This window comes from Streptomyces pratensis (assembly GCF_016804005.1).
Classification (GTDB): Bacteria; Actinomycetota; Actinomycetes; order Streptomycetales; family Streptomycetaceae; genus Streptomyces; species Streptomyces pratensis_A.
In genome coordinates, this window is record NZ_CP051486.1 from 3,252,626 (window position 1) to 3,278,000 (window position 25,375).

At 69.3% G+C, this 25,375-nt stretch carries 23 protein-coding genes; 15 read left to right on the forward strand and 8 right to left on the reverse strand.

Annotated features, from left to right (window positions below; genetic code table 11):
• The 8 genes from HED23_RS13905 to HED23_RS13940 all read right to left on the reverse strand — a co-directional run bounded on the left by HED23_RS13905 (position 1) and on the right by HED23_RS13940 (position 9,149).
• Positions 1-678: a vWA domain-containing protein gene (locus HED23_RS13905; protein ID WP_203183736.1), complete on the reverse strand. Its 678-nt coding sequence runs from the start codon at positions 676-678 to the stop codon at positions 1-3.
• A gap of 15 nt (positions 679-693) precedes the next feature.
• Positions 694-2,469, reverse strand: a complete 1,776-nt coding sequence (locus HED23_RS13910) for a vWA domain-containing protein (protein WP_203183737.1) — start codon at positions 2,467-2,469, stop codon at positions 694-696.
• 1 nt (position 2,470) lies between these two features.
• A complete protein-coding gene (locus HED23_RS13915; RefSeq protein WP_203183738.1) occupies positions 2,471-4,732 on the reverse strand; it encodes a hypothetical protein in 2,262 nt (753 codons plus the stop codon).
• Positions 4,729-5,547, reverse strand: coding sequence for a hypothetical protein (locus HED23_RS13920; protein WP_203183739.1), 819 nt, complete (start codon positions 5,545-5,547; stop codon positions 4,729-4,731). Before HED23_RS13920 ends, HED23_RS13915 begins: the two co-directional genes overlap by 4 nt.
• A 157-nt stretch (positions 5,548-5,704) precedes the next feature.
• On the reverse strand, positions 5,705-6,919 hold the full coding sequence (locus HED23_RS13925) for an acyl-CoA dehydrogenase family protein (RefSeq protein WP_203183740.1): 1,215 nt from the start codon (positions 6,917-6,919) through the stop codon (positions 5,705-5,707).
• 4 nt (positions 6,920-6,923) lie between these two features.
• Positions 6,924-7,397: an SCP2 sterol-binding domain-containing protein gene (locus tag HED23_RS13930; RefSeq protein ID WP_203183741.1), complete on the reverse strand. Its 474-nt coding sequence runs from the start codon at positions 7,395-7,397 to the stop codon at positions 6,924-6,926.
• 72 nt (positions 7,398-7,469) lie between these two features.
• Positions 7,470-7,733 carry a hypothetical protein gene (locus tag HED23_RS13935; RefSeq protein WP_203183742.1) on the reverse strand — a complete coding sequence of 88 codons (264 nt, stop codon included), beginning with the start codon at positions 7,731-7,733 and terminating at the stop codon, positions 7,470-7,472.
• 201 nt (positions 7,734-7,934) lie between these two features.
• Entirely contained in the window at positions 7,935-9,149 is a 1,215-nt protein-coding gene (locus HED23_RS13940; RefSeq protein ID WP_203183743.1) for a helix-turn-helix domain-containing protein, read from the reverse strand.
• A 662-nt stretch (positions 9,150-9,811) separates the two neighbouring features.
• On the opposite strand from HED23_RS13940, the gene HED23_RS13945 reads away from it, so the two are divergent.
• The 15 genes from HED23_RS13945 (at position 9,812) to HED23_RS14015 (ending at position 25,348) form a co-directional block, all read left to right on the forward strand.
• Positions 9,812-10,450, forward strand: coding sequence for a hypothetical protein (locus HED23_RS13945; RefSeq protein ID WP_203183744.1), 639 nt, complete (start codon positions 9,812-9,814; stop codon positions 10,448-10,450).
• Between the two features lie 482 nt (positions 10,451-10,932).
• The gene (locus HED23_RS13950) at positions 10,933-12,381 is read left to right on the forward strand and encodes a DUF6801 domain-containing protein (protein WP_238441942.1); all 1,449 of its coding nucleotides are present in this window, start codon (positions 10,933-10,935) and stop codon (positions 12,379-12,381) included.
• Between the two features lie 70 nt (positions 12,382-12,451).
• Positions 12,452-13,408 carry a hypothetical protein gene (locus HED23_RS13955; protein ID WP_203183746.1) on the forward strand — a complete coding sequence of 319 codons (957 nt, stop codon included), beginning with the start codon at positions 12,452-12,454 and terminating at the stop codon, positions 13,406-13,408.
• A 711-nt stretch (positions 13,409-14,119) separates the two neighbouring features.
• Positions 14,120-15,106 carry an ABC transporter ATP-binding protein gene (locus HED23_RS13960; protein WP_203183747.1) on the forward strand — a complete coding sequence of 329 codons (987 nt, stop codon included), beginning with the start codon at positions 14,120-14,122 and terminating at the stop codon, positions 15,104-15,106.
• Positions 15,103-15,951: an MlaE family ABC transporter permease gene (locus tag HED23_RS13965; RefSeq protein WP_203183748.1), complete on the forward strand. Its 849-nt coding sequence runs from the start codon at positions 15,103-15,105 to the stop codon at positions 15,949-15,951. Before HED23_RS13960 ends, HED23_RS13965 begins: the two co-directional genes overlap by 4 nt.
• 3 nt (positions 15,952-15,954) lie before the next feature.
• Positions 15,955-16,758: an MlaE family ABC transporter permease gene (locus HED23_RS13970; RefSeq protein WP_031094766.1), complete on the forward strand. Its 804-nt coding sequence runs from the start codon at positions 15,955-15,957 to the stop codon at positions 16,756-16,758.
• Positions 16,758-18,059: an MCE family protein gene (locus HED23_RS13975; protein WP_203183749.1), complete on the forward strand. Its 1,302-nt coding sequence runs from the start codon at positions 16,758-16,760 to the stop codon at positions 18,057-18,059. The genes HED23_RS13970 and HED23_RS13975 overlap by 1 nt, the downstream gene beginning before the upstream one ends.
• Positions 18,056-19,087: an MCE family protein gene (locus HED23_RS13980; RefSeq protein ID WP_203183750.1), complete on the forward strand. Its 1,032-nt coding sequence runs from the start codon at positions 18,056-18,058 to the stop codon at positions 19,085-19,087. The genes HED23_RS13975 and HED23_RS13980 overlap by 4 nt, the downstream gene beginning before the upstream one ends.
• On the forward strand, positions 19,084-20,100 hold the full coding sequence (locus HED23_RS13985; protein ID WP_203183751.1) for an MCE family protein: 1,017 nt from the start codon (positions 19,084-19,086) through the stop codon (positions 20,098-20,100). Before HED23_RS13980 ends, HED23_RS13985 begins: the two co-directional genes overlap by 4 nt.
• 1 nt (position 20,101) lies before the next feature.
• Positions 20,102-21,250, forward strand: coding sequence for an MCE family protein (locus HED23_RS13990; RefSeq protein ID WP_203183752.1), 1,149 nt, complete (start codon positions 20,102-20,104; stop codon positions 21,248-21,250).
• On the forward strand, positions 21,247-22,395 hold the full coding sequence (locus HED23_RS13995; RefSeq protein WP_203183753.1) for an MCE family protein: 1,149 nt from the start codon (positions 21,247-21,249) through the stop codon (positions 22,393-22,395). The genes HED23_RS13990 and HED23_RS13995 overlap by 4 nt, the downstream gene beginning before the upstream one ends.
• The gene (locus HED23_RS14000) at positions 22,395-23,651 is read left to right on the forward strand and encodes an MCE family protein (protein WP_203183754.1); all 1,257 of its coding nucleotides are present in this window, start codon (positions 22,395-22,397) and stop codon (positions 23,649-23,651) included. Before HED23_RS13995 ends, HED23_RS14000 begins: the two co-directional genes overlap by 1 nt.
• A 35-nt stretch (positions 23,652-23,686) precedes the next feature.
• A complete protein-coding gene (locus HED23_RS14005) occupies positions 23,687-24,169 on the forward strand; it encodes a hypothetical protein (protein ID WP_386468244.1) in 483 nt (160 codons plus the stop codon).
• Positions 24,166-24,804, forward strand: coding sequence for a hypothetical protein (locus tag HED23_RS14010; RefSeq protein WP_203183756.1), 639 nt, complete (start codon positions 24,166-24,168; stop codon positions 24,802-24,804). Before HED23_RS14005 ends, HED23_RS14010 begins: the two co-directional genes overlap by 4 nt.
• Before the next feature lie 13 nt (positions 24,805-24,817).
• Entirely contained in the window at positions 24,818-25,348 is a 531-nt protein-coding gene (locus HED23_RS14015) for a nuclear transport factor 2 family protein (RefSeq protein ID WP_238441943.1), read from the forward strand.
• Positions 25,349-25,375 lie beyond the last annotated feature (27 nt).

Sequence of the window (25,375 nt, forward strand, 5' to 3'; positions counted from 1 at the left end):
TCACACCTCGTCAATCGCGAGCCGGAAGCCTTCCGGCCGCTCGACCACCAGTTCTGGGTTTCCCGACGCCATCGCGTTGCCGGACTCCACCACGCTCTTGGTGAGCGCGGTGAAGAACCGGGCGATGGAAGCCCCGAGCTGGGCTCCCGGCACCGAGATGAAGGCGAAGTCGGACTGGGTGGCGACGCTCAGCATGGTCTCGGCCTCGGCCTGCCCGATGCCACAGGCGATGATGTTGGGCGCCGCCTTGGTGACCGAGCGGTCGGTGAGCTCCCGGTGACTGTTCTGCCACGCCTCGCCGGAGTTGGGCTGGCCGTCACTGAGGAAGAACACCGCGGGCCGGTGCACGCGGTAGCCCTGGCTCTTGAGCGTGTCCACATCTTGCGGGATCCGTCGCAGCAGCGCGTCGAAGGCCGCCTCGTAACTCGTTCCGCCGCTCGCCGTCAGACGGGGCAGCTCGTTCTCCGCCCGGAGGTCGGCGAGTATCAGCCGTTCGGTCACACTGTTGGCGAACCCGAGCACGGAGAACCGGACCTTCGCCGCCGCCATCGGTTCGCCGAGCAGGGACCGGTGCAGCGAGGCGAGTCCGGCATTGAGGTCACCGACGTACGGATGCATGGAGCCGGACTCGTCCGCCAGGACGTACACCGGCAGCAACTGCCCTTGGTTTTCTGCCATTTCTTCCGAGTCTCCCTACTCGACGTCTTCGATGGGGGTGAGCCCCTGGGGGCGTTCCAGTTGTAGCTCCGACGAGCCCGCGACGGCACTTCGCCCCAGGTGGAGCACGGTGTTCTGGAGGAGCATCGAGAACTGCGCCACCGACTCCGCGAGGCCCGCCCGCGCATCGGCCGCGACTGCGAATTCGGAGGGGCTGGCGATCCGCGCCACCGTCCGCCGGTCGGTCGCGCCGATGCCGCAGGCGACGATGTTGGGACGGTACCGGTGCCGCATCAGCTCCTGGTGTGCGGCCTGCCACTCGCCGCCGTCCTCCGGGTCGCCCACGGCGAGGAAGAAGACGGTGGGGCGGTTGACTCGTGCCTGCTGCTTGAGCCGTTCCGTCTCCAGGGGCACGAGCTCCAGCAGACGGCGGAACACGGGTTCGTACCGGCAGCCGTCCCCGGTCAGGAGATCGGGAATTCCGGTCTGCCACGAGATCTGCGTCAGCGGCAGCCGGACATCGGAAGTGCCGGAGAAGGTCAGCACGGACAGCCGCACGGCCGTCGTCACATCGGGGCTGTTGGCCAGTACGGTCTGCAACGACCGCAGTGCGTCACGGAGTTCGGTGACACAGCCGGCAGCGGCCGACGAGGTGTCCAGGACGACGTAGACCGGAGCCAGGCCGACCACCGCCCGGCTGTCCGACGGCGCGGCGGACGGGGAGCCGCCCGGCGCCTGGGCACTGTCGGGGCGGGTGCCGCCCCACGGAGGGGCAGGCGGTGGCGGGGGAGTGGGAGGCCGGCCCGCAGCCGGCGACGGCTGCGCCGCGGGCGGGTGCGTGTGCGCCGACGCCGGAGCCGGCTGCGCCGGCTCCCCGCTGCCCGGCGGCAGCATCCCGCCGAAGGCCACGGTCGACGGCCCGAGCACGCCCTCACGCAGGCCGGGCACGTCCACCTCCCGCACGATGCCCTTGTCGATCATGTACCGGACCATCTCGACCTGGCGCTGCTCCTGGTCCAGGGCTCGAAGCTGTCGTCCCTCGTCCCAGCGCAACAGGAGTTCCATGGACTTCTCGGTGTCGTCCGGATGCTTCGCCAGGTGCTCCAGGATGAGGCCGCGGAAGTCGAGCTGCACGGAGGAGAGGGCGGCGCGCTCCCTCCTGTCCCGTGCGATCCGGGCCTCCTGCTCGATGTCCTTGACCGCTTCCTGGTGGCGGGTGTTCCCGAGGACCGCGTGGTGCTGTAGCCGCCCCATCTCCGAGGCGCGTCCCGCCTTCGTGCGACTGCGGATGAACTCCCTCGCCGCCTCGTCGGGTTCGAGCTGCACATCGCAGTAGTAGAGCGTCATGCCCTCGGAGAGTGGCATGGGCAGTACCAGAGAGCCGTTGATCCTGGCCTGTGCCTCGAACGCCTCATCGATCGCGAACTGCGCCGCATGCGGCCGGATCTTGCTGATCAGATACGGATAGACGGCGCTCAGCACATCGGGGAGATTGCTCCGAACCACCGCCACCGGGTCGTGCACCCGGAATCCGACGTCGATGGTCGCTTCGAAGCGGTGTGCCTGGTCCTTGCAGGTGAGCGGGGTCCTGGTGAGTTTGGCCGTGCGCCTGTGATCCCCCAGGTCCACGACGTAGCACAGCTTGTTCTTGGTCAGCCACCGCTGGGTCATCGTCCGGTGGCGCTGCGACTCGACCTCCCATCCGCCGCCGTCCATCGGATAGACGACCGCGAAGTTCGGCGGAAGGCCGGGGAGGTCGGCGAGCTGTGCACGGGGCACCGGACGGTTGTTCAGGATCAGTGAGACCGACATGTCACACCCTTTCAAGATCGAGCTGCGCATGGACGACGGCGGCGGCCAGCGGCAGTGGTGCCAGCTCGTCCCGGTCGACCCAGTCGGCCGCGCACCGTCGCAGGATGCGGCCCGTCCTCGGGTCCGCGTACGCCATGGCGCCCACCATCAGCTGGAACATCTCCCTCAGGGCCGCGTCGCGTTCGGCGAGCGCTGCCCAGTTGCGCAGCACCTGCTGCGCCTCCTCGCCGAATTCCGCCTGGTTGAGCGACTCACGCCACAGACCGATGAACGGAGCGCGCAACTCCTCCCGGTTGTGCGCCAGATAGAGGAGGGCGGGCCACTGCTCCACTTCGCCGCCGGTCTCCCATTCGGCCCTTCCCACCACCACCTGGGCCGCGACGATCAGGAACGAGAGCAGTGCCGTCGGCCGCCTCCGGTGATCGGCGGACCTCTCGTGGAGCGTGTTCAGCACCATTCCCGCCGTGTCAGGGTCACGCGCGAGCAGATCGGTCAGGCTGCGGCCGATGGCCACGGCCACGGTCGCCCGGTCGACGACCGCGAGGCGGACCAGCGCCGAGACGGCGAGCTCGGCGTCCTCACGCATGCCGTACACCCGTGCCGCCGTGGCCTGCGCGAACGGCAGACTGCGGTCGGCGAACCAGCCCTGCACCAGCACGTCCGCCCGTTCCGCGATCCAGGGGTCGCGCGAGGCGACCTGCAGCGCGTAGGCGACGGCGTCGCGGTACAGCCAGTTCTCGCTCCTCGCCCAGCCGTGCAGGAGCTGGTCGCAGAGGTAGGTGTAGGACTCGGCCGCGATCGCCCCGAGTGCCGCGGCCGCGTAGACCCGCACCTCTTCCGCCGGGTCCACGACGAGCTCGGACAGCCAGCCGAGCAGTTCACCCTGGATCTCGTACTGGGTCCATGCGTGCCGGATGATCCGTCTCGGGTACGAGGGGTCCTTGTACTCCAGCGCGCGGCCCGGCTCCCCGTCCTCCTTCACCGTGTCCCGGGCGCGCAGCCGGGTCAGCTGTGTGCGGCGCGGGGCGGCGAAGGGGTCCTTCACACGGGGCAGATCACCGTCGGGCCCGGCCATCAGCACATGCGGGCGGTCGTCCTCCAGCCGCTCGCGAAGGGATCGGGCCGCTGTGGCTATGTACTCCTGCGGGAGCCCGTTGAGGACGGCGAGGGCCAGCGCGAGACTCCGGACCGCGGGCTCCCGCAGGCTCTCGACCCAGATGTCGAAGTCCTCGTCGGCCTGCCGGGCACGGCGCATCTTGATGTTCGCGGGATCCAGCCGGCCGGTGTCCCACTCCTCCATGATCGCGGCCGCCAGGTCCGCCGCCTGCTTGCACGCGGGGTCGCCGTCGAGCAGTTCGTCCAGCAGATTCCCGATGCCGTCGTCGGCGAGCAGCCGGTCCCGGACGGCGTCACCCAGCCGCCAGCGCAGATGGGAGGAGACGATGTCGCGCTGGTCGGGTGCCGCGGTGACGTCGACCACGGCCGTCAGCAGCTCACTGTCCGCGACCTCGGTGCTGGAGACGGTCATGACCAGCCATGCCCCAGCGACGGCGAGCGCGCCCTGGACCTTCTCGTACACCTCCCCGCGCAGTCCGGCGATCGCGGACGGCTGGTCGAGCAGAAAGGCCGCACCGCGCTCGATGGAGTCCGTGCCGCGCTCCAGGAGATCGGCGAGCGAGCTGAAGTCGACGTCACTGTCCAGGTGGTACTTGGTGGTGGCCCCCATGCCCTGGAGCAGGCGCACGGCCATGGCCGTCTTCCCGTAACCGGGAGCGCCGCGCAGGATCAGCAGATGCCGGCCCGCCAGTGCCTCACGGGCGGCCGGCAGACCGGGGGGCTCCTGGTAGGCGAAGCGCACGCGCTCGTCCAGGAGCGGGGAGATGGTCCGCAGGCGCCGCTGTGCACCACCGAGGAGCAGAACGTACTTGTCGCCGCCGACGACATCGCCCTCGACGTTGGCGAAGGCGTTGCGCACCCGGTCGTGGCGCAGGGACCCCTGGCCCATCCGGCCGGTGGCCTCGTAGGACTCGGCGCCCGGGCCGGACCGGGGAGGCTCGCCCGGCGCGCCGTCCCCGCCGCCCTGCGCGCCGGCCGCGCCGTCCGGGGCCTGGGCCGGTGTTCCGGCGTCCGGGCCGGGTGGCTGCGCCGGGCCGGACGGCGCGGCGGCGTTGCCCGCCGCCCCGCCCGGCCCGCCCCCCGAACCGGCTGCCGGTGCCGCTCCCGCGGCACCCCCAGCCGGTGCTCCCCCCGTCGGTGTGGTCATGGCCGGACCGGCCCCGTCGTGTTGACGTTGACGGTCTTGTCACCCTGGAACACGTCTCCGTGGACGGTCCCGACGCTGATACCGCCGCCCGCACGACGACGGCCGGTCCCTGTTCGCCCCTGCCCGCCCGTGCCGGTGTGCTCGCCACCGGGCTCGGCTCCGCCGTCCCCGGACGACCCGCCCGGTCCCTCCTGCCCGTCCTGCCCGCCCGACGCTGCCGGGAGGCCCGGGGGCGCCGGAGATCCGGGCACGGTCACCCAGCTCCCGATGAGCTCGCCGTGTTTGGTCCGGAACGGCATCGGCAGGTACGCGGCCGGGTCGATGGAGCGGTGCCCGTGGCGGACGACTGCCCGGTAGATCTCGTCGGACACGACGAAGACCATCCGCGACGAGGACGCGGCGGCCAGGACCTCGCGCAGAGGCCCGGCGTCCACCAGCCTGCAGGCGGTGTTGACCGCGTCCCCGGACCATCCCTCGCCGTCCCGCGCAACGATCCCCTGGTGCAGGGCGACCCGGAACCTCATCGCGTGGGCGGGGCCGTAGACGACGGCCTTCTGCTTCAGCTCCTCGTCGAGGGCGCGTACGAACGGTCCGGCCAGAACCATCGGTGAGACCGTCGCGAGGACGATCATCAGGACGCCGTCGCCACGGTCCTCGGTGACGACGTCATCGGTCGCCAGCCCGGCCACCAGGAGCGCTTCACGGAGCACCTCGTACATCCCGGCCCGCAGGGAACGCTGGATCGGATCGGGCCGGGAGCTGAAGTTCTCGATGTCCAGCACCACTATCCAGCAGTGCGTCGCCTCACCGGACATGTCGCTCTCCCCACAGGCTCAAAACGGCAACGGCTCGATCAGTGGCCCCAGTTGTATGACAAGGGCGACCCCTCGGTCTACGCCAGTTGACACACAACGAGAAAGCTGAGCCCGCTGTCGGCCGCCCGGCCCGGGGGCAGGGAAGCGCGCTCGGGCGTCAGCGGATGTGACGCCCCGAAATGGCCCGCGCGATGACCAGGCGCTGGATCTCGCTCGTACCCTCGAAGATCGTGTAGATCTTGGCGTCGCGGTACATACGCTCCACCGGGTGCTCCCTGCTGTACCCGGCGCCGCCGAGGATCTGGACGGCCTTCTCCGTCGCGGAGACCGCGAGTTCACCGGCGCGGAGCTTGGACATGGAGCCCTGTCCCGCGTCGAAGTTCCGGTCGTTGCGGGCCATCCAGGCCGCCTGCCAGATCAGCAGGCGGACGGCCTCGATCTCCGTACGGATGTCGGCGAGGGCGAACGCTATCGACTGGTTCTCGATGACGGGCCTGCCGAACGCCTCGCGCTGTCCGGCGTACTCCAGCGCGTACTCGTACGCGGCCCTCGCGATGCCCAGCGCCTGGGCGCCCACTGTGGGGCGGCTGACCTCGAACGTCGCCATGGCGGCCTGGCCCTTGGCGGTGCCGCCCTCGCGGGCGCGGGCCAGCCGGCCGTCCAGCTTCTCCTTCCCGCCCAGCAGGCAGTGGCCCGGCACGCGCACGTCGTCGAGGAACACGTCCGCGGTGTGCGAGGCGCGCAGGCCGAGCTTCTTGATGGTGCGGCCCGCCTCCAGGCCCCTCGTGCCGGGCGGCACGATGAAGGCGGCCTGCCCGCGGGCGCCGAGTGAGGGGTCGACCGAGGCGACCACCACATGGATCTCGGCGATCCCGCCGTTCGTGATCCACGCCTTCTGGCCGGAGATCACCCACTCGTCCCTGGCCTCGTCGTAACGGGCCCTGGTGGACATCGCGGAGACGTCGGAACCGGCCTGCGGCTCGGAGACGCAGAAGGCCGCCACTTTCGGGTCGTCCTCGTCGCCGTAGCACTGGGGGACCCACTCGGCGAGCTGGTCGGGTGTGCCGGAGGCGAATATCCCGGCAACCGCGAGCGAGGTGCCGAACAGCGCCATACCGATGCCGGCATCGCCCCAGAAGAGCTCCTCGTTGGCGATCTGGAGGGAGAGTCCGCTCGGGTCCCCGTACATGTCGGCGAGCGACTCGAATCCGTACAGACCGATCTTGGCCGCCTCCTGGATGACCGGCCAGGGAGTCTCTTCCCTGGCGTCCCACTCCGCAGCCGCCGGGCGCACCACCTGGGCGGCGAAGCCGTGCACCCAGTCGCGCAGATCCTGCTGTTCCTCGGTCAGGGCGAGGGAGAAGTAGCTCATGGGCTCAGGCCTTCGGGATGTCGAAGTAGCGCGTGAGTCCCGAGGCCAGGCCGACGTCACCGGCGACCTTCAGCCTGCGCATCATGAACATCGTCACGGGATTGCCGTTGCCGGAGACCAGCTTGAGGAATTCGGCGTCGCCCATCACCAGCGTCGTACGGGGCTCGGCGTCCGAGCGGCCCGCGCTCACCGTGCACGCCCCGTCGGCTATGGAGGTCTCGTAGACCTCCTCGCTCTCGCCGGTGATCTTCCAGCGGATCAGGGCCTTCAGCTGACCGGCCGCCTCCGGGCGGAACTGCTGCCGCATCCGGCCGAAGACCTCGCCCAGCACCCGGGCGCGCAGTTCACCGTGCATGACCTCGCCGAGCTGCTTGGCGGACAGGCCCTTGACGATCCGCGCGAACTCCTCCGGGGAGACGGCGGTGAAGTCGAGCCCGGACAGTTCATCGGTGAGGCTGCCGCTGCTGTTGTCGGACACGCCAAATCCTTACTCCAGAGTAAACTTACTTCTGAGTAAGGTAAGGCGGCCGCCGCCGCTTCGCAAGAAGCGTCACCAGGCTCCGTCGGGGTGCACCGCCAGGTGCGGGTGATGGGCGGACAGCACCTTGTTGGCCCACGCGAGCTCCGACAGCGCCTGCTCGCGGTCGGCCTGGTCCTCGATGCCGAGCCTCGGTCCCCGGAACCTGCGCACCTCGCGGGCGGCGCAGTCGGCGTCGAACTCCGCCTGGAGGATGTGCGGCGGGGTGCAGGACCCGATCAGTGCGGCGACCCGGTCGGGGATCGGCACGGGGACGAGGAGGTGCGAGGCGGTCATGGGGGGTTCCCTCTCGGATGGTTGGCCAGGAGGTGGTGCTCCGCGACGGCCGGTGGGCCGCCGCTCCTCCTTATGTAACGGGACGCAGTTCCGGGTTTCTCGTTGAGAACGTCTCCGTGTCGCAACCGTTTGGGACTGACCGTCTATTTCGCGTTACCTGGCAGTAAGTTGACTCGGTGGGCGGCGGCGTGTGATGCCCCCTCAGTTGAGGGACTGGCCGCCGCGGGCGCGTAACCGCGTGGCGCGCAGCACGGCTTCGGTCGAGAAGCGGCTCTCGGGATCGGTGAGCTGCTCACCGAAGATGGCTTCGAGGCTGCGCATCCGGTAGCGGACCGTCTGGGGATGCACATCCAGCAGCTCGCCCATCTGGGCGGCGGTGCCACGGGTGTCGAGCCAGATCCGCAGCGTCTCGACCAGCCGCTCGCGCCGTGTGGCGCTGATGCCGGAGACGGGGGCCAGTTCGCGCTCGGCGAGCTGGTCGAGGAGAGCTGGGTCGGACAGGAGCCACAGGGTGATGAGGTGGTCCTCGCAGAGGATCACGGGCGCGTCGTCGATGACCCCCGCGTCCACCAGTTCGAGGACACGCCGGGCCCAGCGGATCGAGTCGGCGGCGAGCGCGGTCGGCACGGTCAGCCCGACCGCCGCACCACCACCGGGGATCGTCCGGTCGAGCATCTCCCTGCGCGCGTCGTCCATCGGCCCGGGGATCAGCAGGTGCGGCTGCGGATCGGCCGGGTCGATCAGGACGTCGTGGTCCGCGCTGATCCGGTCCACCCCGGACGGGGCGCGTACGGCGACGAGGGTGACCTGCTCGGGGAGCGTCCACCCGGTCTGCTCGCAGAGCTCGGCGATGGCGCTGCGGGGTACGGGCCTGCCCGTGAGGATCAGGTGCAGCAGCCGTCGGCGAACCGCCTCGCTCTGCTGGTCGGACTGGGCGTGCACTTCCAGATAGCCCTCGCGGGACAGCGACTCGAGCTCGTCCACGTACGCGAACAGCGCGTCCGCGAAGCTGAGCATCAGCGCCGGCGAGAAGTTGTAACTCCGTCCCACCTTCTTCGCCCGCCGCAGGGCGACCCGCGCGCCCAGCCGGTACGCCCCTTGGAGGGCGTCCATGGTGCGGCCCTCGTACGCCTCGAACCTGCCGAACCTCCGGCACATGTCGTCACGCAGGACCGTGGGGGACGAGGGTTCGGCGACCAGGTCGACGAACGAGGAAAGGCTCTGTTCGACACCCATCCGGATGGATGTGCCGTTGGGGCCGTTGAGCAGGCGTGCGTATTCCGGATAGGCGCGGGTCACCTCCATGCCTATCTCTTTGATCAGGCTCGGCAGTTCGGGTCGCATGATCGCGGCGAACTCCTGGGGGAGGGGCCCCAGCGGGTCTCCGGTGTCCAGCGGCTGGATAAGTCTCGGCATGACCGTCCCCTTGCTTTCCCGGGCCCGGCGTGGGTGGAGCAGGTGGGGGAAAGCGCTCCCACGGACCGACAGGTGTATACCAACATCGGCGCCGAAGATAGACCAAGTCGGGCGGGGTGCACACTGTCTGAACAAGATCGAAGTGCAAGGGGCACACAACTTGGCCCTGTTGTGGGGCTTCGGTGCAGGTGGGGCGGTAAATGCTCACTTCCGGACAATGTTTTCGGCCGTGGACCGCGTCAGGGCTGCCGGTGCTGCGGTCCGGCAGCCGCGGCGCCGGCCGTCCGGGACGGTTCCGCATGGCCCTTACGGGCACCCTTCGATCTTCTCCAGGTGCGCCGGACGGCGGTCGTGCCGAGTCGGGTGATCCCGGCGCCATGCGACATTTCCCCGGGATATTGCGCACCAAGTGACAAGTGCGCCGGGCGGATTAGTGACCTGTTGACGAGGAAAAAAACTTGCCGAACCAATCTTGACCGACGGGATTGTGCTGGAAGTTTCCCGCAAGTAACGTCACGCCCTGTCACAGAACGTGTGTGGCTGAAAGAGCAGCACGGCCCCCACGCAACACGATTCTTCGCGGCACTCCCTGCGCCTTTGCAGGAATTCGGGTGCCTTCCCCGCAACAGTGCACCCGCACTGGCGAATCGGAGGAACTCACTGTGCGCAACTCCCTCAGAAAGATCGCGATCGCGGCCGGTGCCGCCGCAGCCGCTGTAACGCTCGGCGCCACCACCGCCACCGCCGGCGTCGCCGCCCCGACCTGGACCGTCACCCCCGCGCCCTCGCCGGTCGCGGTCTCGGCCACCAACTCCGGCACCGTCTCTCTCAGCCTCAACGGCATCCCGCTGACGTGTACGACATCGGCGGCCAGCGCCGTGCTGGCGACCGCCTCCGGTACCTCGAACGTGACGGTCGGCACCATCGCTCCGCTGACCTGGAGCGGGTGCACCAGCCCGTTCGGCCCGGTGACACCGACCGCCAACACCTCCCCGGCGTGGCAGCTGAAGGCGAACACCTACAGCGCCGGGACCACCACCGGTTACATCACCGGAGTGAAGGCCACGCTGACGGTCCTCACGTGCACCTTCACGGTGACGGGCGACGTCACGGCCGGATACAACAACACCAGCGGTCAGCTCACGATCGGCAACAACGCCACCTACCAGCTGACCGTCGCCACCGTCACCCCGGGCTGCGCCGGCATCGCGGCCGTGGGCCAGCACCCGACCTACACCGCCAAGTACAACGCGGTCAAGACGGGTACCACCATCAAGCCCGGCATCGTGTACACCCCCTGATCCGGCCACGAGCCACTCAGGAATGAGCACGGGTCGCACGGCGGGTCCGCCCGCCGTGCGACCCCCTGGGGAACACGTAACCGGCGTGAAGCCCACGCTGCGGATGCCCACCTGCTCCATGGCGGTCCCGGGCCGGCTCGCCGTCACCCGCACCGACTCCACAGGCGAACCGGATGTCGACAACGACAGCACCTACGAGCTCACGGTGGGTACGGCCTCCGCGGGGTGCCGACCTCGCGGCCGTGGGCGACAACTGGGCGTACGAAGCCCTTCACGCGGTGACCACGCCGAGCGGCGGAACCACCGTGCCGGGCATCGTCCACACTCCCTGATCCGGGCACACACCAGTACTGAGCGAGCAGGGAGCCCGTGGCGGGCGCACCCGCCACGCGAGGCACGTCCGACCGGTCCGAAAGGGGACATCGTCAGTGAGAGGGACTCGTACGACGGGAGCACGCAGGCGCACGGCACGGGGTGCCGCAGTGGCCACCGCGGTGCTGCTGGGAAGCATGGTCCCCGGTGCGCAGGCCGCAGTCGGCGTGCAGGACGTCGATGCGGAGCTGGCCTACACCTGCGGCCTCCCTGAGGGCGAGCAGTCGGTGAAGGTCGAGGTCACCGCGAAGGTTCCCGAGTCCGCTCAGGCAGGACAGCTGATCCAGCCCGAGGACGTGGGGCTGGACCTGACGCTGCCCGAGGGGGTGCCGGCCGCACTCGCCGGCTCCGGAGCTGCGACCGTGAGCGCGGAGGCGCGGCTCTCGGTCGACGTCGCCCAGGGTGATCAGCACGCCCGGGCGGAGTGGATCGGGACGACCGCCGAGCCCGTACCGGTTCCCGAAGCGGGCGACCTGGTGCTGAGTACGTCGGGGAGCGTCCCCTACGTGAAGCCCGAGGCGCCCGGCGACCTGGCGTTCGAGGCGGGCGCCCTCTCCGTGGAACTCGCTCTCAAGAAGGCCGACGGGGCACCGGCCGAGCCGCCGGCCCTCTCGCTGAGCTGCGCGCCGGACGCCGGGCAGGAGGCGACGCTGGCAGAGGTGCCAGTGGGTGACGAGGGCGGGGACGCGGAGCCGGAGCCCACTCCGACCGGAGCCTGGCCCGAGGAGCAGGTGACAGGCGGGGACGACGGCCTCCCGGAGGTGGGAGCTCCGGCGCAGCGGCCTGCTGCGGCCGAAGCGCCTCCGTGCGTGGGCGATCCGAGTGACGCCCTGAGCATGGTCGCCTATGTCACCGGCTACGCCAACGTGGCAAAACTCAAGGGGGCGACCAAATTCCCCCTGGCCTGCGCACGGATCACGCAGGGCGAAAGCAGGATCGTGCCCGACGGTGAATTCCTGCATATCTACCAGGACTCGGCTGTCGACCTCGACCACGAGGGGAAACCACAGCTTCCCCCTGCTTCCGGCACCTTCTTGACGTTCGGATTCATGCCGACGACCGCGACCCTTGAAATGACACAGATCCCCCCGGCGACCAACCCCGACGGGACTCGAGTCCCGAACATCAAGTCGGACCTGGCGATCAATATCGCGGAGGGCTCCACCAAGGCCGTGACGGTGGTGACTCTCGAGCTGATGCTCAGGCTCCGTGACGTCGAGGTCAACGGAGTCCCCATGGACGTGGGTGACAACTGCCGCACCAGCAAACCCTTCCAGCTGAGGCTCGAGGGGCACATGACGCTGAAGGACGGAGTCCAGGTGGGGTACACCCTGGCCACCGGGGGCGAGCTGACCGGGGCGGTGACACTGCCCCCCTTCAGCGGGTGCGGTGCCGAAGAGGACCTGGACAACGTCTTCACCGCCTCCCTGTCCGGAGTGCCCGGCTACGTCAAACAGGTGCAGGGGGCTCCTTGCGCGCCCTCACAGCACACGCCCGGTGCCGGTGGGGTGTGCACGGACGCCTACGAGCCGGTGGACGTGCCCGAAGCGAGGCGTTGACCTTCAGCCGAACCGACCGACCGCACCGAACACAGCAATCCCCCGACCCGCCTGACGAATTGAGGGAACAATGAGATCTGCCTCGAAGACCTGGATCAAGGCCGGCGGAGCCGTCGCCGCGTCAGCCGCGCTGGTCATGCCCCTGACCGCGTCGCCGGCCGGTGCCGCCACTGCCGCGGCGACCCAGCTCAACGGCAGCTGGGCACCGTTCGACCGCTGTCCGGTGGATGCCCCTGCGATGCTCGCGGCGGACGGCGACACGGACGTCCCCCTGTGCGTCACGTCGACCTCGCCCAACGGGTCGATCAAGCTGGGCAACACCGAGGCGACGACCGGCTCGACGAACCTTCAGTTCGGTGTCATCCAGCACCCGGCCGAGGGGACCTACACCGTCGTCCCGCCGGCGGCCGGATCCCTCATCACAGGTAAGACCACCATCCCCGGCGGGCTGCTGGGCATCATGTGCCCCAGCAACGTCCCCGTGGTCTCGGCCGTCTGCGGGCAGATCACCAACGCCACCCTGAACAAGGTGACCGCGACGGTCGAGTCGGCGGGTACGCCGACCGACTTCAGCCTGGTCGCGGGCATATCCTCCGGGCCGATCGTCAAGCTGCCCGTCAAGATCCGTCTGGAGAACCCGCTGCTCGGATCCAACTGCTACATAGGCAGCAGCAGTAACCCGGTGCTGCTGCGTCCCGGCAACATCAGCGCCCCCAGCTTCGCGGCCTCGCGATTCGACGCCGACGGTACGCCTGACCAGGACGAGGGCTCCCTGATCCAGATCGCCCTCTCCGGGGCGGCCCAGGGCGACAGCCAGTTCTCCGTGCCGAAGGCCGCCGGCTGCGGTCTCGGCGGTCTCCTCAGCTGGGCGATCGACCTCAAGGTCGGGCTGCCCGCCGCCGCCGGCTCGAGCAACCTCGTTCTCAACGACGCCAAGACCTACACGGCCGGTCTCACCGCTCCGGGTCTGTCGGTGCCCGACGCCGGCAAGGAGCTCTCCGAGAGCTGGCACTCCGCGGTGAAGTAGCCGCACGGAACGCTGCGGGCGCCGCATCCGGCTTCTTGTCATTTCGTGCGTCCCGCCGTCGACCGCCCATGAGCCCGCCCCGACCGAATGGACCCTGGTCGGGGCGGGCTTCGGCGTGTCCGGAGCGGGGTTCCGGTGCCCGCCGCTCCGGCACGCAGGCCCTCACTTTTCGATAGGTTTCGCGCCCTGATTGCTCATCGCGTCATAAGAAAACGGTGCTGCGCAATTACCTGGGAGAAAGTTCGGGAAGCGCTATTGCGGACTTAGGTTACCGGCCCGTAGCGTCCGGCTTGAGCAGATCGGAAACGCGTCCGCACCTGCTCGTTCGACGCACGTGGAGTCCTGGTCGCGCCCCCTTGATCCGGGATTCCTCCGGGAGTTCCGCCGTCTCTGAACCCTCTCACCGGGGCGGGGTACTCCCAACTGCTGGGGTCTCGCGGCTCCGGCCCCCCTGGGCCGCGGGATCCCGGTGCAGTCGGAGAGAGCTTGCGCAGAATCCGACAAAGCCGCCGGGCGGGTTTGTCATTCGGTGACAAATGATCCACCCGGAGATCCACTTCCGGCGATTCCCGCTGTTCAACGGCTTGTCCTGGCGGATTCGACGGACATAACGTGCGCCTCCTGGTGCATGTGTGACGAGCCGTCCTTGCATTTACCGGAGCCGGAGCGCAGACAGATGACGTCGTTCACCACCACTTCGAGGGAGGGCCGATGGGAATCGAAGTAGTCGTCGAAGGCCTGACGAAGTCCTTCGGCAAGCAGAACATCTGGCAGGACGTCAGTCTCACGCTGCCGGCCGGTGAGGTGAGCGTCATGCTCGGCCCATCCGGCACCGGGAAGACCGTGTTCCTGAAATCCATCATCGGACTGCTGAAGCCCGAAAAGGGCCGCGTCCTCATCAACGGCGTCGACATGGTGAACAGCCCCGAGCGGGAAATCATGGAGACCCGGAAGCTGTTCGGCCTCATGTTCCAGGACGGTGCCCTCTTCGGGTCGATGTCGCTCTTCGACAACATCGCCTTCCCCTTGCGTGAACACACCCGCAAGAGCGAGTCCGAGATCCGGCGCATCGTCATGGAACGGATCGACATCGTCGGCCTCCTCGGCGCGGAGGGAAAGCTGCCGGGCGAGATATCCGGGGGCATGCGCAAGCGGGCCGGCCTCGCCCGCGCCCTTGTCCTGGACCCGCAGATCATCCTCTGCGACGAGCCGGACTCCGGGCTCGACCCCGTGCGCACCGCCTACCTCTCGCAGCTCCTCATCGATCTCAACGCGCAGATCGACGCGACGATGCTCATCGTCACCCACAACCTCGACATCGCGGCCACCGTCCCCGACAACATGGGGATGCTGTTCTGCCGCAACCTCGTCACCTTCGGACCCCGCGAGGTGCTGCTCACCAGCGACATGCCGGTGGTCTCCCAGTTCCTCGCCGGACGCCGCGAGGGCCCCATCGGTATGTCGGAGGAGAAGGACGCGGCCACCCTGGCCGCCGAGCAGACGAACGGCAACGGCTACGTACAAACAGCCCCGCGGACCGTCGTACCGCAACTGGAGCCCTCACCCGGCATGCCCGTGCGGCAGGCGGCACTGCGCCGCCGGGAGCGGGTCGTCTCCATGATGGGCCAGCTGCCGGAGGCCGCCCGTACGGCCATCATGAACAGCTACACGCCGACCTTGGACGGTGGGCGCCGATGACGGCACCGCTGCCCGTCCGGCCGCCCGAGCCGGACACCGGAGAGGCTCGCGGGAAGACACCGCAGCAGCGGCCGCCCTCCCGGCTCCTCGCGCCGCTGCGTCAGACCGGTCAGCTGTTCGCGCTCGCTCTGGCGGTCTCCCGGGCCGTCTTCCGCCGGCCCTTCCAGGTACGTGAGTTCGTCGAGCAGTTCTGGTTCGTCGCCAGCGTCACCATCCTGCCGGCCGCACTCGTCTCCATCCCGTTCGGCGCCGTCATCGCCCTCCAGGTCGGCTCCCTGACCGAGCAGCTGGGAGCCCAGTCCTTCACCGGTGGCGCCAGTGTCCTCGCCGTCATCCAGCAGGCCAGCCCGCTCATCGTGGCGCTGCTGATCGCCGGGGCGGCGGGATCCGCCATCTGTGCCGACCTCGGTTCGCGGAAGATCCGCGAGGAGCTCGACGCGATGGAGGTCATGGGAGTCTCGCCCATCCAGCGCCTCGTGGTCCCGCGCGTGCTCGCCACCATGTCCGTCGCCGTCCTGCTCAACGGGCTGGTGTCCGTCGTCGGCACTCTCGGCGGCTACTTCTTCAACGTGATCATGCAGGGCGGAACCCCCGGCGCCTACCTCGCGAGCTTCTCCGCCCTGGCCCAGCTGCCCGACCTCTACATCGGTGAACTCAAGGCGCTGATCTTCGGCTTCATCGCCGGCATCGTCGCCGCCTACCGGGGGCTCAACCCGCGCGGCGGGCCCAAGGGCGTCGGCGACGCGGTCAACCAGTCCGTGGTCATCACCTTCATGCTCCTGTTCGCCGTCAACATGATCATGACGGCGATCTATCTCCAGATCGTCCCCCCGAAGGGGGGCTGAGCGATGTCGATGCTCGGCTGGCTGGACCGCTCAGGCGAACAGCTCACCTTCTACGTGCGCGCCCTGATCTGGATCCCGAGGACGCTGCGCCGCTACCTCAAGGAGGTGCAGCGGCTCCTGGCCGAGGTGGCCTTCGGCAGCGGCGGCCTGGGCGTCATCGGCGGAACCATCGGCGTGATGATCGCGATGACCCTCGCCACCGGCTCGGTCGTCGGCCTCCAGGGGTACGCCGCTCTCGACCAGATCGGCACCTCGGCCTTCACCGGCTTCATCTCCGCGTACTTCAACACCCGGGAGATCGCCCCACTCGTCGCCGGCCTCGCGCTCTCCGCGACCGTCGGCGCGGGCTTCACCGCGCAGCTCGGCGCCATGCGGATCAACGAGGAGGTCGACGCCCTCGAAGCGATGGGCGTGCGCTCCATGCCCTATCTGGTCACGACGCGGATCATCGCCGGCGTCGTCGCCATCATCCCGCTGTACGCGATCGGGCTGCTTTCCTCGTACCTCGCGTCCCGCTACATCACGGTCCTCTTCAACGGGCAGTCCGCCGGCACCTACGACCACTACTTCAATCTCTTCCTCTCCCCGGACGACGTCCTGCTGTCGGTGCTCAAGGTGCTGATCTTCAGCGTGCTGGTGATCCTCGCCCACTGCTACTACGGCTTCCACGCCACCGGCGGGCCCGCCGGAGTGGGCGTCGCCGTGGGCCGTTCGGTGCGCAACGCCATCGTGCTCATCAGCGTGACCGACTTCTTCCTCTCGCTCGCCATCTGGGGCGCGACGACAACGGTGAAGGTGGCCGGCTGATGTCCTCCTCCACGGCGCAGACGGTGCGCCGCAGACTCGCGGGTGTGGCTTTCGTGCTCGTGCCCGCCGTACTCGTATGGGTGTCGGTCTCGGTGTACGAGAAGGACTTCACCGACGACGCCACCGTGACGGTACGCACGGGAAGCGCAGGCAACGAGATGCACGACAACGCCGAGGTGAAGCTGCGCGGCGTCGTGATCGGCGAGGTGCGTCACATCTCGGCCGACGGCGACGGAGCCCGTCTCACCCTCGCGATCGAACCCGGCCGGCTCGAACGGATCCCGGCCGACGTCACCGCGCAGATGCTGCCCACCACGCTCTTCGGGGAACGGTTCGTCGCCCTCGTGCCCCCCGCCGTCCCCTCGGCCGAGACCCTGCGGGCCGGGGCGGTGATACCGCAGGACCGCTCCAGCAACGCCATCGAACTGGAGGAGGTCCTCGACAACGTCCTGCCGATGCTGACCGCCGTCAAGCCGGAGAAGCTCGCCGCGACCCTGAGCGCCGTCTCCCAGGCTCTCCAAGGACGCGGCGACAAGCTCGGCGACACCCTGGTCACCCTCGACGCGCACCTGAAGGAGTTCAACCCGCAACTCCCCACACTGAACGCGGACATCAAGGAACTCGTCAAGGTGAGCCACCTCTACGCGGATGCCGCGCCCGACGTCCTGGACGCCCTCACCGACTTCACCACCACCAGCGGCACGATCGCCGAGCAGCAGGCGGAACTCGCCGGCCTGTACGGCTCCACCACCGCCTCCGCGAACGACGTCACAGCCTTCCTGCGGAAGAACAAGGACAACCTGATCCGCCTCTCCGCCGCCGGCCGCCCGACACTCGAACTCCTCGCGGAGTACTCCGACGCCTTCCCCTGCACCCTGCGCACCATGGCGGGGTTCGTCCCCGCCATGGACAAGGCGCTCGGCAAGGGCACCGACGAGCCGGGACTCCACGTCACCCTCAAGGCCGTGAAGTCCAAGGGCAAGTACGTCGCCGGCAAGGACACCCCGGTCTACGACGCGACCGGCGGCCCGCACTGCTACTCGGTCCCGTACACCGGCAGAGCGGTACCGACCGCCGACGTGCGTGAGGCCCCCGCCCCTGCTCAGGCCGCCGGTGCCCCGGGACCGGCAGAAGCACCCGCCGCCGACAGCGCGCTGGGCATGCCGAACTCTCCCGAGGAGAGCCGGCTCGTCAACGAACTCGTCGCCCCCTCACTCGAAGTCCAGCCACAGTCCCTGCCCGACTGGAGCAGCGTGCTCATCGGTCCGGCCTTCCGCGGTGCGGAGGTGAAGCTCAAGTGAAGCGCCGCTCCCTCGCGGGACCGCTCGCGAAATCCCTCGTCTTCGTCGTGGTGACCGCAATGGCCACCACCGTCCTCGCCCTGTCCATAGCCAACACCGGTGTCGGCGACACCACCACGTACAAGGCGAGGTTCGCCGACGTCACCGGGCTGGTCGTCGGTGACAGCGTCAGAATCGCGGGCGTCAAGGTCGGGCAGGTCGAGTCCATCCGGGTCGCCGACCGACGGGAGGCCGAGGTCGCCTTCGGCGTACGGGAGGGCCGCGAGCTGCCGGCCTCGGTGACCGCGTCGATCAAGTACCTCAACATGGTCGGCCAGCGGTTCATCGACCTCGACCAGGGCGCCGGGCCCGTGGGGGCGACCTTCAGGTCAGGGGCGACGATCCCGCTCTCGCGCACCACGCCCGCACTCGACCTCACCCAGCTCTTCAACGGCTTCCAGCCCCTCTTCGAAGGGCTCTCCCCGCCGGACGTCAACCAACTCGCGGGTTCCATCGTGCAGGTCCTCCAGGGCGAGGGCGGCACCGTCGACAGCATCCTCTCCCACGTCGGATCGCTGACCGGAACCGTCGCGGCCAAGGACAAGGTGATCGGTGAGGTGATCAAGAACCTCAACACGGTTCTCAAGACCGTCAACGACCGTGAGGCAGGCTTCGACGACCTCGTCGTCACCCTGGAGAAGCTCGTCAAGGGCTTCTCCGGCGACCGCAAGCCGCTCGGCGAAGCCGTCACCGCCATGGGCGCGCTCACCACCGTCACCGCGGACCTCCTGCAGGACGGCCGTGCGCCGCTCAAGGAGGACATCGCGCAACTCGGCCGGCTCACCGGCCGGCTCGACGAGAACGCACCGAAGATCGAGAGCTTCCTGGAGAAGACACCCGACAAGATGGAGGCGATCACCCGCCTCACCTCCTACGGTTCCTGGCTCAACCTCTACCTCTGCGAGGCCAAGGTCGCCGGTGTGACGACCGAGGACGGCAGCGCCCCGCCCACCGGCATCACGATCGGCGGATCGAGGTGCGCGGGATGAGGATCAAGCCCGTACGGGAACGCAACCCGGTCGCCATCGGCGTCATCGGACTCGTCGTCCTGGCCCTGGTCGGTCTCGCCGCCTACCGCGCCGACGCACTGCCCTTCATCGGCGACGGCACCTCGTACAGCGCCGACTTCACCGAGTCCGCCGGACTGGGTGCCGGTGACGAGGTACGCATCGCCGGCGTGAAGGTCGGAGAGGTCACCGGTGTATCGCTCGACGGTGCCGCGGTGAAGGTCGACTTCAAGGTGAAGGACGCCTGGATAGGCAACTCCTCCACCGTCGGCATCGCCATCAAGACCCTCCTGGGAGAGAAGTACCTGGCGGTCGATCCGCTCGGCAACGCCCCGCAGGACCCGGACTCCCGCATCAGGTCGAGCCGCACGACCTCCCCGTACGACGTCACCCAGGCCTTCAACGGACTGGGCGAGACCATCGAGGAGATCGACACGGCACAGCTCGCCCAGAGTTTCCAGACCATCTCGGACACCTTCAAGGACTCGCCGCCCGACGTGCGCAGCGCCGCCGAAGGGCTCTCCGCACTGTCGAGGACGGTCTCCGAGCGCGACGCGCAGCTGGCCACCCTCCTCCAGGGCAGCAAGCAGCTCACCAGGACGCTCGCCTCGAAGAAGAGCAGCTTCGAGACCCTGCTGGAGGACGGCAACCTGCTCCTCGGCGAGATCAAGGCCAGGCGCGACTCCATCCACCTGCTGCTCACCGGCACCCGGGACCTCGGCACACAGCTCACCGGTCTCGTCACCGACAACAACAAGCAGTTGCAGCCCACCCTGGACTCACTGGGACGGGTCACCACCGTGCTGGTGAAGAACCGCAAGAGCCTGGACGAGGTGCTCTCCATGGCCGGCACCTACAACCGGCTCGTCGGCAACACCCTCGGCAACGGGCGCTGGTTCGACAACTACGTATGCGGGGTCGTCCCCAAGGACTACCTGCCGAAGGACACGCCCCCGGACGACGACTGCATGCCGCCGAAACAGGGGGGCCGCTGACATGAGACGCATCCGCATCATCGGCATCGGTGCCGGACTGGCGGTCGTGGCGGTGGCCGTCGGCTCGGGTGTGACGGCCATGGACCAGGAGGGCACGACGACCATCACCGCCTACTTCGACCGGGCCACCGGCGTGTACCCCGGGTCGGACCTCAGGATCCTCGGGGTGAAGGTGGGCACCGTCGAATCGGTGAGACCGCGCGGTGAGGAGGTCCGGATCACACTGCGGCTCGACAAGGGTGTCAAGGTCCCCGCGGACGCGCACGCCCTCGTCGTCACCCCCAGCGTCGTCGCCGACCGGTACGTCCAGCTCGCTCCGGCATACACCGGGGGAGCACAGCTGGAAGCCGGCGCCGTGCTGCCCGCCGCGAACAACGCCACGCCCATCGAGGTCGACCAGCTCTACGAGTCGATCACGGAGCTCTCCACCGCGCTCGGCCCCGACGGTGCCAACGCCGACGGAGCGCTCTCCGGACTCCTGAAGACCGGCTCCGAGAACCTCAAGGGAAACGGAGAGGCGATCGGGGACTCCATCGAGCAGTTCGGCAAGGCGACCAAGACCCTGGACAAGAGCAGCGGCAACCTCTTCGACACGCTGTCCTACCTGCAGACCTTCACCACCATGCTCAAGGAGAAGGACGGCGAGGTGCGGACCGCGGAGCAGCAGCTCAACACCGTCACCGGCTTCCTCGCCGACGACAAGGAGAATCTCAGCGCCGCGCTGAAGGAGCTCGGCACCGCGCTCGGCCAGGTCAAGAGCTTCATCCAGAAGAACCGCGGCGCCCTCAAGAAGAACGTGGACCTCCTGGTGCCGCTCACCCAGACCCTGGTCGACCAGCGTGCCTCGCTCGCCGAGTCGCTCGACACGCTGCCGCTCGCGGCGGGCAACGTGCTCAACGCCTACGACCCGGCGAACCGCACCCTCAACGGGCGCACGAACCTCAACGAGCTGTCCATGGGCGGCCCACTCGTCGAACCCGAGAAGGGCACCGCCGGCCTCGAGGGCCTGGCCCCGGCGGACGCCACCAGGCAGAAGGCCCTGCCCGTCCTGCCGCTGCCCGCCGTCGGCACCGTCTACGGCACCCCGGCGGACAGAGGGACGTCCGAGAAGAAGACCGGTACGGGCGAGAAGAAGGAGGCGGACCGATGAGCCCCGCCCCGCGCAGAGCCGGCACCCGCGTGGTCGCGGGTCTGGGCGCCCTGGTCGCCGCCGGAGTCTGCTTCACGCTCGTCGCCACGACCACCGGCCTGCCGTCGCTCACCGGCATCGACCAGCTGCCGCTGCCCGGCGGAGCAGACCTCGGCGATCACCCGTACGAGATCACCGCAGAGTTCGGGGACGTCCTCAGCCTCGCACCGCAGTCGTCCGTCAAGGTCAACGACGTAGCCGTCGGCCGGGTCACCAAGATCTCCCTCACCCCGGGGAGCTGGACCGCCAAGGTGACCATGCGCGTCAACGGGAAGATCAAGATGCCGGCCAACGCCTATGCACACCTCGAGCAGTCCAGCCTCCTGGGCGAGAAGTACGTCCAGCTCTCGCCGCCCGCCGACGGCACGGCCGAGGGCGCGCTCTCCGACGGCGACCGGATCCCGCTCGTCCGCACCAACCGCAACCCCGAGGTCGAAGAGGTCTTCGGCGCCTTGTCCATGCTCCTCAACGGCGGCGGCGTCGCCCAGCTGAAGACCATCACCACCGAGCTCAACAAGGCACTGGCCGGACAGGAACCCCAGATCCGCTCGATGCTGAGCCGTGTCGACACGCTGGTCACCAACCTGGACGAGCACAAGGAGGACATCACCGACGCGCTCGACGGCGTCAACCGGCTCGCCGCCACACTCGCCACCCGCAAGCAGGACGTGGGAACCGTCCTCACCGGACTCAGCCCGGGGCTGAAGGTACTGGAGAAGCAACGCGGATCGCTTCTCACCATGCTGCGCTCGCTCGACACCCTCTCCACGGTCGCCGTCGACACGGTCAACAGGAGCAAGGCGGACATGATCGCCGACCTCAAGGCCCTCGCCCCCACCCTCACAGCGCTGGCCGACTCCGGAAACGACCTCCCCGACTCCCTTCAGGTGCTGCTCACCTACCCGTTCACCGACGAGGTGCTGCGCGGGGTGAAGGGCGACTACCTCAACGTCTACCTGGACGTCACCGCCATGCCCGGCACACAGATAATCCCCGCACTCACCCCGGGCGCCCCGCCGGCGGCGACCGGCACCCGGAAGTCCGGACCGGCACTGCCCCTGCCGCTTCCGTCGGTCACCGCGTCCGGCACGGAGGGCACCCGCTGATGATCACTCTCGCCACCCGGCTCAAGAACATCGCCTTCCTGATCATCGCGGTGCTCGTCCTCGGCTACCTGGGCGCCCGGTACGCCGACCTCGGCCACTACGTGGGCCTGCGCGGCTACTACACCGTCACGGTCCAACTCCCACAGACAGGAGGTCTGTTCACCCACTCCAACATCACCTATCGGGGTGTCTCCGTCGGCCGGGTCGGCCCGATCGAGCTCACCGACGACGGAGTCGAGGCCGAGCTCCGCATCGAGAACGACGCGCCGCGCATCCCCGACAGTCTGCAAGCCGTCGTCGCCAGTCTCTCCGCCGTCGGCGAGCAGTACATCGACCTGCGGCCCACCCGCGACGACGGCCCGTTCCTGGAGAACGGCTCGGTCATCGACCAGGCCGACACCACCGTCCCCGCGCCCGTGACCGACGTACTCACCAGTGTCAACGACCTCACCGCCTCCGTCGACACAGAGGCCCTGCGCACCGTCGTCGAGGAGTTCGGCGCGGCGTTCGAGGGGCGTGGCGACGACCTCCAGGTCCTGCTCGACACGGGCAGCGAGTTCGTCGACGCCGCCGACGAGGCCCTGCCGACCACCACCAAGCTGATGGCGGACGGCGAGAGGGTCCTGCGTACTCAGGCCGAACAGGGCGAGGCCCTCAAGGGGTTCGCGTCCGGAGCCGAGGAACTCGCCGCCGAACTCAAGGGATCCGACACCGACCTGCGCCGGCTGATCGCGACCGCGCCCGGAGCCACCGCCCAGATCAGCGGGCTCCTGCGTGACCTCGAACCCGGCTTCGGAGTCGTCGTCGCCAACCTCCTCACCACCTCCGAGGTCGCCGTGACCCGGCAACGGGGCATGGAGGAACTGCTGGTCAAGCTGCCCGCGGTGGCGGCGGCCGGAGCGAGCATCATCGACGAGGACGGGAGAGCCCGGTTCGGGATGTCCGTCACCTTCTTCGAACCGCTGCCCTGCACCGCCGGATACGGCGCCACCACCTACCGCCCCGGCAAGGCCGTATCGCCGGCTCCCGCCGTCAACACCAAGGCGCGCTGCGCCTCCCCGCCAGGCAGCGGCATCAACGTCCGCGGCAGCGCCAACGCACCCCGGGGCGGCGGCGTGCCGAAACCGGTGCTGCCCGGATCCCCGCTCGCCGGTACCGACCCGGCCGGGCTGCCCGGAGCCCTCGGTGCCACCGGAGACACCGGGCGTCCGGCCGACGGCATGGCAGGGCTGCTGGGTCTGGGAGGCGACGAGTGAACGCCCGTGGCAGGAGCCTGAGCGGATGGGTCGTCATGCTCGCGGCCGTGCTGGTCTGTGGATTCGGCGGCTGGTCCTACGCGCAGGCGCGCGGCGACGACACCCTGGCGTACGCCAAGGCACGTGACGCGGCGGTCGCCGACGGCAGGAGCCACCTGGCACGGCTGAACAGCATGGACGGCAAGAGCGCCGCGAGCGTGAAGTCCGGACTCGCGGCCTGGCTCGCCGCCTCCACGGGGCCGCTGCACGACCGGCTGGAGAGCAGCCGGGAGAAGGACGTCGCCGAGCTCACCGAGTCCGGGGCCACCGCACGCGGCAAGGTCACCGACGCGGCGCTCACCGCACTCGACGTACGGGCCGGCACGGCGGCGCTGATCGCCACGGTGGACGTCGAGGTCACCCCCCGCACCGGAAAGGGCGGCACGGAGCGGAAACGCTTCGAAGCGGCTCTGGCCCGTACCGGGGACGGCTGGAAGATCAAGGCACTGGACGCCATACCGGTCGGGAGCGGCGGATGAGACGGACCGGAGGCACCGCTGTCGAGAACACCTCGTCGACCCCGGGCCCTGACGAGGACGTCCGGGACGAAGGGACCGGCACCGCCGTGCCGGAGGAGGGGGCCGACGCCGCCGGGCACCCGGGCACGCCGGGCCGCGCGGCTTGGCGCCGCGTGCTCGCGGCGGTGTCGGCAGTCGCCCTGCTGGCCGCCGGCGCCGTCCTGTTCGTCGAGGCGCGGCAGTTGCGCGACACCCCCGCCACCTCGAACCGCGCACTCACCGACACCGCCGAGACCACTCGGGTCGTGGGCGACGTCAGCAGCGCCCTGGGCAAGGTCTTCTCGTACAGCCCGCAGGGCACCGCGGCGACCAAGGAGTCGGCGAAGCGCCTACTCGCGGGCAAGGCGCTCAGGCAGTACGCGGCGCTGTTCGGCCAGGTCGAGAAGCAGGCCGCCGACCAGAAGCTGACGCTCACCTCGCAGGCCGTACGCGCCGGAGTCACCCGGCTCGGCACCGGCAGCGCCCACCTCCTGGTCTTCCTCGACCAGGTGTACGAGCGCGAGGGGAAGGCCACCACCACGGCGGCGGCCCAGCTCTCGGTGACCGCGGAGCTGCGCGGCGGCCGCTGGATCATCGTCGACATCACCTCCAGGTAGGGGAGAGGCACCAATGGCACGGGTACGGACGACGAGGAATCCGCTGGTGGTGGCGGCGGTCGTGCTGACGGTCGCGGCGGCCGGTGCGGCGGGCTGGGGCGGCTGGTCGCGCTACGACGCGGCACACGACGACTCGGCGGCCTACGCCGAGGCCCGCGACGACGCGCTGGCCGCCGGTGAGCAGGCGGTGCAGAACATGAACACGCTCGATCACGCACAGGTGGAGAAGGGCCTCGACAGCTGGGAGGACTCGACCACCGGCGATCTGCACAAGCAACTAGTGCACGGGCGGGCCGCGTTCGTCGAACAGATCGAGTCGGCCAGGACCGTGAGCACCGCCAGCATCCTTTCCGGGGCGGTGACCGAGCTCGACGAACGGGCGGGCAGGGCGGGGGTGATGGTGGCCCTCCGGGTCACGGTGACCGCGCCGGAGGGGAAGCCCGCGGTGAAGGAGAGCCGGATGCTCGGGCAGCTGACCCGCACCCCGGAGGGGTGGAAGCTCAGCGCGCTCGGACAGGCGCCCGTCGGCAACACCGCCGGCTGACCCGTACGCACCCGAATCGCCACCCCG